The sequence below is a fragment of the Pseudomonas sp. BN411 genome, assembly GCF_029871235.1.
Taxonomy (GTDB): domain Bacteria; phylum Pseudomonadota; class Gammaproteobacteria; order Pseudomonadales; family Pseudomonadaceae; genus Metapseudomonas.
The window spans coordinates 297,984-312,180 of sequence record NZ_SSOM01000080.1; the positions used below are offsets into that span (position 1 = coordinate 297,984).

Annotated in this window: 10 protein-coding genes and 2 tRNA genes; 4 read left to right on the forward strand and 8 right to left on the reverse strand. The window is 60.3% G+C overall.

Going from position 1 to position 14,197, the window contains the following annotated elements:
• Positions 1 to 168: 168 nt before the first annotated feature.
• Together E8F06_RS24385 and E8F06_RS24390 are read left to right on the forward strand one after the other, a co-directional pair.
• Positions 169 to 1,872 carry a hypothetical protein gene (locus E8F06_RS24385; RefSeq protein WP_280371896.1) on the forward strand — a complete coding sequence of 568 codons (1,704 nt, stop codon included), beginning with the start codon at positions 169 to 171 and terminating at the stop codon, positions 1,870 to 1,872.
• Complete coding sequence (locus E8F06_RS24390) at positions 1,872 to 2,615, forward strand: DUF3726 domain-containing protein (protein WP_280371868.1); 744 nt, start codon at positions 1,872 to 1,874, stop codon at positions 2,613 to 2,615. Before E8F06_RS24385 ends, E8F06_RS24390 begins: the two co-directional genes overlap by 1 nt.
• Positions 2,616 to 3,867: 1,252 nt before the next feature.
• Here the strand turns inward: E8F06_RS24390 and E8F06_RS24395 are convergent.
• The gene (locus E8F06_RS24395; RefSeq protein WP_280371870.1) at positions 3,868 to 4,128 is read right to left on the reverse strand and encodes a hypothetical protein; all 261 of its coding nucleotides are present in this window, start codon (positions 4,126 to 4,128) and stop codon (positions 3,868 to 3,870) included.
• Between the two features lie 1,481 nt (positions 4,129 to 5,609).
• Here E8F06_RS24395 and E8F06_RS24400 point away from each other — a divergent pair.
• Positions 5,610 to 6,398, forward strand: coding sequence for a hypothetical protein (locus E8F06_RS24400; RefSeq protein ID WP_280371872.1), 789 nt, complete (start codon positions 5,610 to 5,612; stop codon positions 6,396 to 6,398).
• 293 nt (positions 6,399 to 6,691) lie between these two features.
• On the opposite strand, the gene E8F06_RS24405 is transcribed toward E8F06_RS24400, so the two are convergent.
• From E8F06_RS24405 to E8F06_RS24435, 7 genes are all read right to left on the reverse strand, one after another.
• A tRNA-Cys gene (locus tag E8F06_RS24405) sits at positions 6,692 to 6,765 on the reverse strand.
• A gap of 41 nt (positions 6,766 to 6,806) precedes the next feature.
• A tRNA-Gly gene (locus E8F06_RS24410) sits at positions 6,807 to 6,882 on the reverse strand.
• A gap of 70 nt (positions 6,883 to 6,952) precedes the next feature.
• Positions 6,953 to 7,513: a CDP-diacylglycerol--glycerol-3-phosphate 3-phosphatidyltransferase gene (gene pgsA, locus E8F06_RS24415; RefSeq protein WP_190833490.1), complete on the reverse strand. Its 561-nt coding sequence runs from the start codon at positions 7,511 to 7,513 to the stop codon at positions 6,953 to 6,955.
• A 32-nt stretch (positions 7,514 to 7,545) separates the two neighbouring features.
• Positions 7,546 to 9,369, reverse strand: a complete 1,824-nt coding sequence (gene uvrC / locus E8F06_RS24420; protein WP_280371875.1) for an excinuclease ABC subunit UvrC — start codon at positions 9,367 to 9,369, stop codon at positions 7,546 to 7,548.
• 1 nt (position 9,370) lies between these two features.
• Positions 9,371 to 10,015, reverse strand: a complete 645-nt coding sequence (gene uvrY, locus E8F06_RS24425; protein WP_151133991.1) for a UvrY/SirA/GacA family response regulator transcription factor — start codon at positions 10,013 to 10,015, stop codon at positions 9,371 to 9,373.
• A 289-nt stretch (positions 10,016 to 10,304) separates the two neighbouring features.
• On the reverse strand, positions 10,305 to 10,931 hold the full coding sequence (locus E8F06_RS24430; RefSeq protein WP_280371877.1) for an SCO family protein: 627 nt from the start codon (positions 10,929 to 10,931) through the stop codon (positions 10,305 to 10,307).
• Between the two features lie 39 nt (positions 10,932 to 10,970).
• The gene (locus E8F06_RS24435) at positions 10,971 to 12,515 is read right to left on the reverse strand and encodes a multicopper oxidase domain-containing protein (RefSeq protein WP_348532265.1); all 1,545 of its coding nucleotides are present in this window, start codon (positions 12,513 to 12,515) and stop codon (positions 10,971 to 10,973) included.
• 513 nt (positions 12,516 to 13,028) lie between these two features.
• Here E8F06_RS24435 and E8F06_RS24440 point away from each other — a divergent pair.
• A protein-coding gene (locus E8F06_RS24440; RefSeq protein WP_280363247.1) for an IS3 family transposase occupies positions 13,029 to 14,179 on the forward strand; the annotation gives its coding sequence in 2 pieces (ribosomal slippage) (positions 13,029 to 13,272 and positions 13,272 to 14,179; 1,152 coding nt in all).
• Positions 14,180 to 14,197 lie beyond the last annotated feature (18 nt).

A 14,197-nucleotide genomic window follows, 5' to 3' on the forward strand; every position in this document is an offset into this window, starting at 1 on the left:
TTGAATAAGGATTGCTTATCAGGCGATAGGGCGATCTGAATTGCTCGGGGACGCCGGCTGTCCCACCATCGACGGCAGATCAATAACAAGCCGCCTCCCAGTCGCCACCGGGCAACGGGTACGCGGTGCACGCCAGTTGAGGGCCCCAGAATGAGCACCCCTTCAATCATGGAATCCGGTCTGCCCGAGGCCGCGTCCCTGCCCATGCGCCCCGCCAGCCTGGTCATGGACCTGGAACGTCTGGGCAGCCTGCACCAGAGCCGATTGAGCTTCATGCGCAGCCTGGTCCGCCGGATCATGCGCGAGCGTTGGCAGATCGACGCGCAGCGCTTCGACCTGGATGCCGAGGGCTACGGCACGGTGATCTACCGTATCCGTACACCCAGAGACCTATTCAGTTTCGTACTTTTCTCTCAGTACCTGGCACCGGAAAAGCGCAATGACCGGGTCATCGCCAGCGAGTGGGACCTGACCATGGCGCTCTGCGAGGGCGAAGTCGAGGATGCCTATGTCGACTACCTGCGCCGCAACGTACCGCTGCAGGAAGCCGGCCGGCTCGACGCCAAAGTGATGGTGCTGTCACGCGCCAACCGCAGCGTGCGCAATTTCGACAGCGTGGTGGATGCCCTTGCCGGTGGCCGGCAGCCAGACGTCGCCCAGATCGCGCGGGTCGGCTACCTCTATCGGACAACGGCGGTCTACGGCAGCGGCAAGTTGGGCATGGCCGACTGGGAGAAGGTCAGCCGCAAGCACCCGGACTTCGCCCGGCCCTTTGCCGCCGAAATGTTCACCTGTTTCATGCTGCGCAATTTCAGCCTGCAGCAAGCCGAGTACATCGCCCGACGCCGCTCACCGGCCACTGCCGTGACGCTGGAGCCGAGACTCAAGCGCTACTTCGGCATCGGCAATTCCACCGGCCTCGGCATGGCCCCCTACCTGATCAATCACCCGCAACTGATCAGCCGATGGATCGAAATGCGTGAACTGGCCCTGGCGCGCATCCTTGCGTCTCCCCAGGTGGCTGCCGAACGGCTAGAACGCCTGCCACAGCTGGTGGACCGCGCCATTCGCCATCTCGAGGAAACCTTCACCGAAGATGAATGGCAGACCGGTAACAACCAACGCGTACTGGCGGACCTGCAAGCCCTGCACGAGCACCTGGACCAGTATCCGCGGCAAACCTGGCAGCCTCTTCTGGACTGGGCACAGCGCCACGCCAGCCTGCAGGGCCAGGAACTGATCAACTGCATCCTGCTGGAGCTTCACCCCGAGCTAGTGGACGAACTCGAAGATCGGCTCGCCCTGCCCGAGCAGCTCGAATTGAACCCGGAAATGCCCGTCATCCGCCTTAAAGCGTTGATCGAGGCGAATTACGACTGGGCCCTGGCAATCGATTTCAACGCAGACGGCGCCCAGGAAACTTTCTGGTACCGGTCCGAAGAAAAGCAGGAGCCGCGGCTCGGCAGCTGCAGCCTCGATGAAGGTCGGGAAAAGCAGATGCCCCTTGGCATCGGCTACCTGGTGCAGCAGTGCTACCAGCGGCTCACCGAGTACGTGGCCGAGAACCCGAAACACACGGTTGCGCGCTTCCTGCTGCGCCACCCGGAACAGCGCGGCATTGTCCGCCGCATTCAAGGGATGGCGTTGACCCACTACGGCGAGATTCGCGCCAATCTGCTGGATCGCGACGTACTGCCCATGCACCTGCTGCGTTGCAAGCTGTCGTTCTTCGGGGTGAGCAAGTTCGACCCACGCTCACGTCTGTGGGTCCGCAACACCATGTTCCAGGGCGCCCCCTTGCTGGAGGATATCGGCCATCCCTTCGACGATGACTGGTTCCTGCCGCTCGCCCCTAGCCAGGAGAAGTCTTGATGCTGATTTCCGCCAACGAACTTACCGCCCTGCTCAAACGCGTTTTCGAGGGCATGGGCTATACGCCGGGGCACTATGAGGACGCCGCCGCCCTGGTCAGCTGGCTGCAATTACACCGCGAAGACGGTCTCGGTGAACTCGAGCGAGCGCTGGACTTGGTTGCCGACCGTGACCGCCAGGCCAACGAGCTGGTCGCTGAAGGACCGGCCACTTTGATTGCCGAGTGCCATGGCCGCAGCGCCCTGAACTGCTTGCCGATACTGCTGGAACTGGCTTGTGTGCAGGCACTGGAGCAAGGCTCGATCCGTGTGGAAATCCGGCACTGCCACAACCGCAAGTTCATCCTCAAACTACTGGCGGACTGCGCACGGCAAGGGTTATGGGCCCAGGCGCGCTGGGATAACGGCCATGACCGGGTGCGCCGTCACGTCGCCCGGATCGAAGCCGGAGCCGCCTACCCGAGCTACCGGGAATACCGGCTTCCTGATCATCCGCCCCAGGCGAATCGGCAGTCGCTGACGCTGGATCTGGGCACGGTCACCCACCCGAAACCGGAGCTTGAAGTCGGGGCTGCCTGGGAGGAACGCTGCGTTACTCCGGCGGACTTTGCCCTCGCCCGCCAGCAGGCCCTGGAAAATGGAACGGAGATTTCCCCGGCCCTGTGGCAACGCCTCAACCAGCTCTCTGAAGCGGTACTGGTGGAAAGCTCTGAACGCTCGCGCAGCGGTGCAGGCGGACGCTGAGCATCATGGCTCCGGCTGCCCGGTCGCGATGAATCCTTGGTTGTCGGGCCGCCGGCTCTAACCCTTTGGGTAGGCCGCTGAAGATGGATGCGCGGCTTGAGTGCTACGCATGGCGAATCCACTTGGGCAGGCCTGGGTTTCATGACATGTCGTTCGTCAAAGTGAACGGTGTCATGTCGCGGGAACGGGATCCGTCACAGCGACGGTCATCCAGTTCAAATTGAAACGACGTGCTGGGCGAGAGGTCACTTAGGCCACTTGCCCTTCCACGCACCCGCTCCGGCGGGGTTTTGAGTGCTCGGAAAACCGCCATATCGCATGGAGGTGTCGAGGGCATGCAAATTCACATCGACTCAACGACGCAGGACCCATGTCGTGAGCTGAATTGATTCTGACGGTCAGCTACCGCGCGGGTCGCGTAGTAGCTTCTCCTTGCTCTCCCGTGCCTGGTGGGAGTGGAGAGATTAGGTTTGCATTCCGGGCGTATGGATAGTGCCGCAACAACCAACTCGCTTCACGCCGGACATTCCTCGACATTTTTGTGTCGTTGGCCAGTCCCATCAGTAAGTTCCACACCCGGTAGACCGATTGCGCTCGCGCATTGGACGGATTCATACACTACCCCTTGAAACTCGATTGAATGGCCCCTGCCGGTGCATGAGGCTCACGAAATATCAATCTACTGAATCCGGGCAAGTCCAAATATCGTCGTTCACAGACACCTGCTGTAGAGATTGCGACGAGTACTTGTAGTGGATTGGCGACAAGTCCGTCCGGCGGCGCCTGCCAGCCGAATCAGCAGCACGATTACGCTCGACCAGGAGCAGGATTCGGCTCGACGTTTTCAACGACTCAAAGACGATCTCCTAACCGCCCTGGCGCCCTACCCAGCCGGAGGTTTGCTCGATCTCTGCGATCGGGGAAACGGAGTGCGACTGCTCCAGCCATCGGTATCTGGGGTCATTGCCGACGAGCCCAGCAGTCGCTTTGGCAACCACCTGATCACCTACACCAAGGTCCTTTGCCGCCGCCAGGACCGCCACCAGCGCCTGCATCAAGGCAATCTCTCAGTCATTCTTCATCGGGACATCCACCCAGGGTGCCTTATCCCAAGTCAATAAGCTCCAACAGCCAACGCGCCAGCACCACACGACGCAGTGCTCTGGATCGCAGACGAAAGGAACAGTCGCGTGAAGAAAACGATCGGCCAATTTGCCGGCTTCCTTGGGTAGTCGAATTCAACCCGCCCCAGTCACCCCATTTCTGGCCCCCTGTACACCACTCTGGCGACAGAGCCTTTGGCAACCATCGTCCCAGACTCAAGCTTCTCGGCGAGCAGATGCAAGGAGTCGACGTTCTGGTGCAGCAAGGCGATCGCATCCATAAGAGCCAACGCCTGCCTCCCCGGTAAGCCCCTGGCAACCAGCCAGATGGGTACGGTGGCTTCCTCGCACCGCATTTCAATTTTCAGCAACTCCTGGCACAGCTGCTGGTTCAATTGGTTCATGCCCATGATTCACACCCCACGTGCCGACGGGGCGCATGGCAATGACCTTACCCGCCTATGGCCTCGCGTCTATCGACGAGAGAAAGCTCGCCTCTCTGCGCGCCTTTTGCAGCCACATCAGCTGTCGTTCGAGGCGATGCAATCACCCGTATGGCGGGACCTCCATCAAAGTTTGACTCTCACGGAAGCTGGGCATTCAACCTCAATTAACGCGACCAGAGATGACGCCAGATTTTCTGACGCGTTATTAAGAAAGCGGCTCGCGTTCGTAAGCAGCAGTTGCCTGGCCAGAGGCAGGGCAATCGGAGGCGCGACAGAATTTCCGGCTGCCGAGAATCGGCGGCCGGCACTCGTACCGCAGGAACTGGCCCGACTTTTCACCCGTTGCCTGAATCTGATCGTGGATAGACCGGAAGAGGCCGACGGGAGTGAGCCATGCGCGGTGGTCATCCCTCCATCCAGCACACAGCCCAGAGCCCCTTGGTCGGCTCGATCTTCAGCCACTCCTTTCCGCACTCCAGGCAGCGCATGCGAATGCAACGCCTGCCAACGGGTGCGCTCTCAACGCAAACTGCCATCAGTGCTCCGTAGCCACGCCGACGGGTAGGGTCCGGCTCAGCCACCATTGCCTCACAACTGGCACAGATGCCCATTTCACGCTCATTCTGAAGCGCACCACTGACCAAGTGATGCTGCTTACCAGTGCCTGCAACCAAGCGTCATCCGCACAGGCGGCATTGCATCGAACGACTGGTCATCGTCGTCTCCACGCTGTAGCTGTTCCTCGCCCCTCTCTGAACGAACAGACAGATTCAGGTGGATCTTTTGAGAGTACGGATGGTGCTTTACCAACCAGGCCGCTTCCTGCCGGACTTCCTTCGGCAGATCAGCGTCCTGGGCTACCCCAATCAGAAAGTCCCATTCCTGGAAGATCGATCGAGTCCGAAAATTCGAGAGATTCATACAGCGCCCCCTGATGCTCGACTGGATGACTCACGCCCATGGATGAGTGCCACGGGGAGGCCAATGTATTGAATCTGGAAAAGCCCAAAAATCGTTGTTCACGGACATTTGCTGTCGCGATTCAGACAGATTGCTTGTAGTGGATCGGCGACAGGTTGCGCCATGGTTCAACCCGCAACCTCGCCCGCACGACACTGGCCTTCCGAACCAGCGGTGGAGTATCGCAAGACCGCTCGCTCAAGCGTCTTTCAACGGAGCCAGCGCGTCATTTCCTTCCGACTATTCGCTCAACATCTCTGAATGGCGCAGGCTTCTTGCAAGCAAATTCTGCGTGCCACGCTTGCGCCCAGGGCAGAAGACACACAGGATTCCTCACATGAAAACAGGCCCCGTCATCGGTGAAGCGCGAAAAGCCAAAGGCTGAACCCTTGAGGCACTCGGTGTTGATACCAGCCAGCAGTTTCGAGCTGAAGCAGGGTTCGGAAATCTCACTGCGGCACGAATAACCACAACAGGGAGTTTCGATGCGCACCATAGCGATCGCCCTCACCTACTTGGCGCTCTACGGTTGCGCCGCCGACATGACCAGGGAAGAGGTCTCTGAGCCGCTTCAGATACCGGTGGAATCCAGATCCCAGCTGGTCGTCAATTTCAGGGGCAGCGGAAAGGCTACGGGCGGCGCCGACTGGGCACGATTGAAGTCGGCCTGGCGCGCCGCGCTTCAGAGTGAAGCATCGACATATGGACTCTCCGTATCCGAGCAGGCCGGCGAGATCAGAATGGGCACCACTCCAGGGGTGCTGGTGGTGATCGACGTGAACGACTTCCGCTATGTCACGGAAGCAAAGAACGCGGCCTTCGACTTCTGGACTGACGATGCCTGGGTGGATGCCGAGGTGACCTACCTGGATGCGCAGACGGCGAAGCGATACGGGGAACGAACCTACGACACCTCATCGCCTGCCTGGGAGGATGTCTTATCTGCCAATACTGACGTGCAGATCCAGGCGATCGCCAAAGACATGGTGGATGAGATCCACACGGTCGCTCCACCCCAGGATTTCGCACCACAACCTGCCGCCACTTCCTCACCGCCAGCAACGACTGAGGCGGCCATGCCACCGTCAGGTCCCGCCCGCGAAAGCGCGGAATACGAGTCGGTATCAGACGGTGGTGGTGGCGGAGCTACCGGAGATGGCGACGGCATCACTCGCGAACAGTTGAAGCAGCAGCAATTGGATCAGCTAAAACGTGACACTGGTCTGAGCTACGAGGAGTATCAGAGGCGGTATAGGGAGATCGTCGGGCAGTGATCCAGGCGATCTGAAGGTGGGCTTCTTTTCACCCATGCGCCATCCGCGCACCCGCAAAACCCCGGTTGCGAGTAAGGACTCCGCAGACACATCTTCGCTGACTGACTTGGGCTCTTTCCTGGGACGTCGACTGCATCAAGGATGCCCACCGGATTAGCAACGCCTGCAGCCCGTGTCTGAGCTAGCCAGAGCTGAAGAATCGTTGGGATGACGCCTGTCGCGAAGCCGCGCTATGGACTTTCGCAAGGAATGAAAAAAGCCCCGTAGATTTTTGATCTACGGGGCTTTTTAGATGGAGGCCGAAGTCGGAATCGAACCGGCGTACACGGATTTGCAATCCGCTGCATGACCACTCTGCCATCCGGCCTAAACGATGACGCCGCTTGCGGCGGCGTCATCGCGTGAAACTGGAGCGGGAAACGAGACTCGAACTCGCGACCCCGACCTTGGCAAGGTCGTGCTCTACCAACTGAGCTATTCCCGCTTTGTCGTGTTGACGGGCGCCATTCTATAGATTCAGGAAGCGCCGTCAACCCCTTGATTCAAAAAAACTTTTATTTTTCCTTCGGGTCGGTGCTGAGGTGCGGCAGAGCCGCCAGCAGGTAGTGCAGCATCGACCAGAGCGTCAGCGCTGCAGCCAGGATCAGCAGGAAGTAGCCAACGCCGACCCAGAAGGTGAGCAGCGGCGGGTTGGCCAGCAGGATGACCAGCGCCACCATCTGCGCGGCGGTCTTCCACTTACCCAGACTGGACACCGCCACATGGGCGCGCGCACCGAGTTCCGCCATCCATTCGCGCAAAGCCGACACTACGATTTCGCGGCCGATGATGATCGCAGCTGGCAGGGTCAGCCAGAGGTTGTGGTGCTCTTCCACCAGCAGTACCAGCGCCACCGCCACCATCAGCTTGTCTGCCACCGGATCGAGGAAGGCACCGAAGGGCGTGCTCTGTTGCCAGCGACGAGCCAGATAGCCGTCAAACCAGTCGGTGACGGCAGCAATGGCAAAGACTGCGCTGGCCGCCAGATAGCTCCAGGAGAACGGCAGATAGAACAGCAGAATGAAGACGGGAATGAGCAGTACGCGCAGAACGGTGAGCAGATTTGGAATATTCATCGTTACGGCTAGTTCTGAAGGAAGGCGGCATTCTACTCGCTGTGCAGGGCCGCATAAATCGACTCAGCAAGCTTTTTGCTGATGCCTGGCGCCTTGGCGATTTCCTCGATACTCGCGCGATTGAGTTCCTGCAACCCGCCGAAATGCTTGAGCAGCTCCCGGCGGCGCTTGGGCCCTACCCCGGCGACGTCTTCCAGGCTGGAGGTGCGTCGCGCCTTGCCGCGTCGGGCACGGTGCCCGGTAATGGCAAACCGGTGCGCTTCGTCACGGATCTGTTGGATCAGGTGCAGTGCCGGGGAATCCGCCGGCAGGGTGAATTCGTGGGCGGCATCGTTCAGGTAAAGGGTTTCGAAACCGGGTTTACGGGTCACCCCCTTGGCCACACCGAGCAGGATCAGCTCGGGCACCGCCAACTCCTTCAGGACTTCCTGGGCCATGGCGAGCTGGCCTTTGCCGCCGTCCACCAGAAGGATGTCAGGCAGCTTGCCCTCCCCGTCCTTCAACTTGCTGAAGCGGCGCGACAGCGCCTGATGCATGGCGGCGTAATCGTCGCCCGCAGTGACCCCTTCGATGTTGTAGCGACGGTAATCCGACTTCAGCGCACCTTCAGGCCCGAACACCACGCACGAGGCTACGGTCGCCTCACCGCTTGAATGGCTAATGTCGTAGCACTCCAGGCGTTGTGGCGCCTCATCCAGGCCCAGGGCTTCGGCCAGAGCTTCGAAGCGTGCCGCCGTGTGTTGCCGATTGGCCAAGCGTGCGGCCAGTGCCTGTTCGGCGTTGGTGACGGCAAGTTGCTGCCAGCGCGCGCGAGTACCACGTACCCGATGGCTGATATCCGGCTCACGGCCACGCAATTCGGCCAACGCTGCAGCCAGCGTCGGGAAATCCTCGTGGGTCGTGTTGACGATGAGTTCGCTGGGCAGGTCGCGCTCGTGATTGCCCAGGTAGTACTGGGCAATGAACGCCACCAGTACGTCAGCGCCCTCCTCCTCGATGGCCACCTGCGGGAAGAAGTTCTTGCTCCCCAGCACACGCCCGCCGCGAACGCTGATCAGGTGCACACAAGCGCCGCCGGGGGTAGCGATTGCCGCGATCACATCGATGTCGCCAGTGCCACCTTCCATGCTCTGCTGATCCTGGACGCGGCGCAGGATGGCGACCTGGTCGCGGAGTTCGGCCGCCCGTTCGAAGTCCAGACGTTGGGCCGCCTCTTCCATTCCCGTGGATAGTTCCTGGGTCAGCGCATTGCTACGCCCTTCCAGGAACATCACCGAGTGGCGCACGTCCTCGGCATACTCGGTGGGGTCCACCAAGCCTACGCAGGGCGCCTTGCAGCGCTTGATCTGGTACTGAAGGCAGGGCCGGGTGCGGTTCTTGTAGTAACTGTCCTCGCACTGGCGGACCAGGAATGCCTTCTGCAGCAGGTTGAGACTTTCGCGGATGGCACCAGCGCTGGGATAAGGCCCGAAGTAACGTCCCTTCTGCTTCTTCGCCCCGCGATGGATACTCAGCCGCGGGTAGTCACCGTCGCTGAGGTGCACGTAGGGATAGGACTTATCGTCGCGCAGCAGGATGTTGTAGGGCGGCCGCCATTCCTTGATCAGCGTCTGCTCGAGCAGCAGCGCCTCGGTTTCGTTGGCGGTGATGGTGGTTTCGACCTGGGCGATGCGCCCCACCAGGGCGGCGGTCTTCGGGGCCAGGCCAGTCTTGCGGAAATAGCTGGCCAGGCGCTTCTTGAGATTCTTCGCCTTGCCTACATAAAGCAGCTTGCCGCCCACGTCGAACATCCGGTAAACCCCCGGACGACCGCTGCAGGCGGCAAGGAAAGCACTCGCATCGAATGAGTCGGACATCTTAGCTGACGGCGTCTACCATGCCGTGTCGAACAGCCAGCAACGCCAGTTCCACGTCGCTGGAAATGGAGAGTTTGTCGAAAATCCGGTAACGGTAGGTGTTCACCGTTTTCGGCGACAGGCAGAGCTTGTCGGAAATGCTCTGGACCTTCTGGCAATTGGCGATCATCAGCGCGATCTGGATTTCACGCTCCGACAGCAAGTCGAATGGCGATCCGCTGGCCTGGGGCTGGAAGGACTTGAGCGCCAACTGCTGGGCAATCTGCGGACTGATGAAACGGTGGCCGGCGAAAACCTGCCGAATCGCCTGGACCATTTCTTCCAGGCCAGCGCCCTTGGTCAGGTAGCCGGCCGCACCAGCCTGCAACAGGCGGGTGGGAAAGGGATCCTCTTCGCAGGCGGTCACGGCAACCACCTTGATATCGGCGTGGCTGCGCAGCAACTTGCGGGTCGCCTCCAGGCCGCCGATGCCGGGCATCTTGACGTCCATCAGGACCACATCAGGCTTCAGTTCCCGCGCCTTCTTCAGGGCCTCCTCGCCGCTATCGGCCTGCCCAACCACCTGCAGGCCATCGATATCGGCCAGCATGCGGGTAATCCCCGTTCTCACCAGATCGTGGTCATCGACCACCAGCACCCTAATCAAGCGACACCTCTCAGTGCATCGCGCGCTGCCATGGCAGCAAGCTTGTTCAAATGAAGCTCACATTAGCAAATGAGCGGAGAATGACCTAGCTCCGGATGCAGGGCCGTCAAACGGGCAGCGCCAATTTCTCAACCGAAAAGCGCCCCCGACCGGCCCGATCAGACACCCGATGGCAGTCGAATACGAATAATTACAATGAATTGCCCGACATTTCAGATGCGGATGATAAAGAAAGGACGACAAAGAGCGCGAGGGTGTCCCTGTTAAACCAGGGACACCCTTCTTCACTTCAGGAGACCGCGTCCCATTCGCGGTCGACGTGGTTCAGCGTGGCAAGAATATGCTGCGTGCCGGTCAATGCCGGGGCCATGGTCCAGCGCTGGTAGTTGTCGTTCCCCATGCGCACCAGGCCGGTATGGCTGGCCAGGTTGCGATCGACCTCAGGATCGACATCATAGAAACCCAGGCTGAAGCGAATGGCGTCGATGTCCTCCGGTGCTCCGGTCAGGAATGCCCAGCCCGGTCCGATGTGATGCTCTTCGACATAGGCCTTGAGCACATCCGGCGTATCCAGCAATGGCTGCAGAGTGATGGAGTGCATGAAAACGCTCCGCCCCGCCCTGTCTCCTAGAAGCTCCTGGAGCTGACGCAGGTTGGCCGTCATGGTCGGGCATTTGCCCTCGCACTGGGTGTACATCATGTTGAAGGTCACGACCTTGCCGCGGATGAGGTCGTCATAGAACCTCACCTTGCGCCCCTCGTGGGTATAGAGCGTGACGTTGGGGAACGGAATGGCGCCGGCCCCCTGCGCGGAAGTGGCCTCCGCCAGGCCAGCGTTTCCGCGCATTGCAGTCCAACCGGCCAGCAGGGCAGCAGCGCCGCCGATTCCTGCCAGCATGTTTCTTCGCGTGTTCATGACGATTCCTCCCACCTCGAAGTTGCGCCGCAGCAGGCCTCAGACGATGTCCCAGCGCAGCATCATGGCGTGGTCCTCATGGATCAGGTTATGGCAGTGCATGGGGTACTTGCCCTTGTAGTCGCGGAAACGCAGGAAGATCCGCAACGTAGTGAAGGGCGCGACCACATAGACGTCCTTGCGCCCCTGCTCATGGGCGGGAATAGGAACACTGACCCCATTGACGATCTTCTGCAGGATCCGCCCTTCTTCGAAGTGGATATGGATGGGGTGACTCCAGCCATCGTTGACGTTCGAAAGCTCCCATATCTCGTAACCGCCCTTGGGAATCTGGGCCCTGGCGACGTTCACATCGACAAACTTGGCGTTGATCGCCCACATGCCCTTGTCGCGCTCGAAGATCCAGCGCCGCACTGGCGCCGAGTTGATTTCCGCCTGCGTGATCACCGGCAGAGGTCTCAGGGTGGCCGGCACCCGGCTCAGGTCCTGGGCCGGCGGATAGCGGTCGACAATGATCTTCAACACCCGGTCGCCTGGTTCCTTGATGTCCTTGGGCAGGCGGGTCTCTACCTGGCGCATCCTGTTGACCAGGTACAACTGGGTCCCGATCACGTACTTCGAGAAGTCGACCACTATGTCCGCACGCTCGGCAACGCCGAGAGTCACGTTGGTCTGATTGAGCAGCGGCGCCGGGAACAGATTGCCGTCGTTGGAGATGTGCGTGAACTTCTGCAGCACATTGGTCGGTGAGACCAGTGCCAGGTTGTAGAAACGGCTCGGCCCAGTGTTCAGCAGCCGGAAACGGTACTTGCGAGCCGCTACCCGCAAAACCGGCTCGATTCGACCATTCACCGCCACCTTGTCCCCCAGGACTCCTTCCGGGTTGACTTGGTCGTAGAACAGCCGACCGTTTGCGTCGAAGCGCCGGTCATTGAAGTTCAGCGGGTAGTCGTACGGATGGCTCGGCAGACGCAGTGCATTGGGATTGGGGTCAGCCTCGTTTCCCGAATCCAGCTCGTCGAATATGTAATAGAAGCCCGCCAGCCCGAGGTAGAGATTGGGCGCCGTGAAGTCCAGCGTGTGGTCGTGATAGAAGAGCGTCCCCAGTGCCTCGGTGGGATCGCCCACCAGGTCCTGCCGCGCCTCGAACCCGGCCTTGACGTTGGAATACAGGTGATCCTTGAAGCGCCCGTTGGCGGACAGGGTCGGACCATGCTTATTCGGGCTGTAGTAGTCGCCCGGAAAGCCATCGCTCTCCGACCCGCAGTGCAGGTTGTGCAAGTGGGTAGAGATTTCCGGCGTGCCGAAGCCCACATGGTTCTGCGGCAACTTGTTATGGATGCGGCAGATTAGCGGACGCCCATAGCGCGCATGGAAAGTGGCGCTGGGCATGGTCTTGTCCGGATTGCTGTTGGCCTGGAAGCCCCAGAGGCGCTGGGCTGGATAGGACGGACTGTAGACCCAGTCGTTTCGCTCAGTTGCGCTGATCTCGTAGAGCAGCGCACCCGGCGCGAACTGCGCCCAGCGCTGATGGGGATTTCTCCCCGCCTCGCCCCCGGCGACGTTGGCAACCTCGGTAGGCACCGGGCTCAGGGACGAAACCGGTGTAATTGGATTCACCTGGGTGGGCAATTCATGGGCCCAGGGAACGGTCGGCGGGCTGGGTGGAAACACCGGGGGCGCGACTTCCGCTCGGGCCCTGGTGCCCGTCATCAGCAACGGCGCCGCCATCGTCGCTGCTGTCAATTTCAGAAATGTCCTTCTCCCTTCGCCGTCTGCCAAATCCTCAGGCCGACCTGTAGCGTGCTCGCAGTCAGGGCGTTTCATGACTCTCTCCAGTTGCTGACCCTCGACACCGGCCGGGCGCCTTAAGGCGCCTCTGGTAAGGACTTCACCGGTGAAGGAATGGGCTGTTTGAGCATTCGCTCGTTTTGTTTAGCGCCGCAGAACGTCAATAACCTGACTAAAGAGCAGGTGTATCAAAATGTAAATGCCAATTGTCACGATATTGACGCGTCTGTCTGTAAAGACTGAATGAATCGCCCCTAGTTTCGTAGACACCTCCAAGCCTCATAATGAGGCCCGTTAGGAGGTGCCATGAGCAACCAGCGTTACCCCGAAGAATTCAAAATCGAAGCGGTCAAGCAAGTGACCGAGCGCGGCCTCCCCGTAGCCGAGGTGGCAGCGCGGTTAGGCATGTCGGTGCACAGCCTGTATGCCTGGATCAAGCGCTACGGCAAGCCCCAGGCGCAGCGGCAGCAAGAAGATGATCAGCAGGCCGAACTGCGTCGTCTACGCGCCGAACTCAAGCGAGTGACCGAAGAGCGAGACATCCTAAAAAAGGCCGCCGCGTACTTTGCCAAGGAGTCCGGCTGAAGTACGCCTTCATCAGCAAGCTGTCGGTGGAGTACCCGGTACGGCGTCTCTGCCAGACCCTGAAAGTGCATCCCAGCGGTTACTACGCCTGGCTGGCCGAGCCGAAATCCGTACGCGCCAAGGAAGATCAGCGCCTGCTCGGGTTGATCAAACATGCCTGGCTGGAAAGCGGTGGGGTCTACGGCTATCGCAAGATTCACGACGACCTGCGTGAGCTGGGAGAGTCCTGTGGCCGGCACCGCGTGGCTCGCCTGATGCGGGGAGAAGGGCTGCGCTCGCAGACCGGCTATCGTCGGCGCCCCGGCTATTACGGCGGCCGGCCAACGGTAGCTTCGCCCAATCGCCTGGAGCGGCAGTTCAACGTCAGTGAACCGAACAAGGTCTGGGTCACCGACATCACCTACATCCGCACCTATGAGGGTTGGTTGTATTTGGCGGTGGTGCTGGATCTGTTTTCACGCCAGGTGATCGGCTGGTCGATGAAGCCACGGATGTGCAGCGACCTGGCCATCGATGCCCTGTTGATGGCGGTCTGGCGGCGCAAGCCCAAGCAGGAAGTGATGATCCACTCCGACCAGGGCAGCCAGTTCAGCAGCTCGGATTGGCAGAGTTTCCTCAAGGCCAACAACCTGATCAGCAGCATGAGCCGACGCGGCAACTGCCACGACAACGCGGTAGCGGAAAGCTTTTTTCAGTTGCTGAAACGGGAACGCATCCGACGGAAGACCTACGGCACCCGCGAAGAAGCTCGGAGTGATGTGTTCGATTACATCGAGATGTTTTATAACCCCAAACGCCGGCACAGCAGCGCTATGCAGCTATCGCCAGTGGAGTTTGAAAAGCGCTATTTCCAGAGCTTGGAGAGTGTCTAGGAAAGCCGGGGCGATTCA

Coding starts and splice junctions, on each gene's coding strand:
- E8F06_RS24430 (WP_280371877.1), bottom strand. CDS start 10,931: ATGAACACGCGAAGAAACATGCTGGCAGGAATCGGCGGCGCTGCTGCC.
- E8F06_RS24395 (WP_280371870.1), bottom strand. CDS start 4,128: ATGGGCATGAACCAATTGAACCAGCAGCTGTGCCAGGAGTTGCTGAAA.
- pgsA (WP_190833490.1), bottom strand. CDS start 7,513: ATGAATATTCCAAATCTGCTCACCGTTCTGCGCGTACTGCTCATTCCC.
- E8F06_RS24400 (WP_280371872.1), top strand. CDS start 5,610: ATGCGCACCATAGCGATCGCCCTCACCTACTTGGCGCTCTACGGTTGC.
- E8F06_RS24390 (WP_280371868.1), top strand. CDS start 1,872: ATGCTGATTTCCGCCAACGAACTTACCGCCCTGCTCAAACGCGTTTTC.
- uvrC (WP_280371875.1), bottom strand. CDS start 9,369: ATGTCCGACTCATTCGATGCGAGTGCTTTCCTTGCCGCCTGCAGCGGT.
- E8F06_RS24385 (WP_280371896.1), top strand. CDS start 169: ATGGAATCCGGTCTGCCCGAGGCCGCGTCCCTGCCCATGCGCCCCGCC.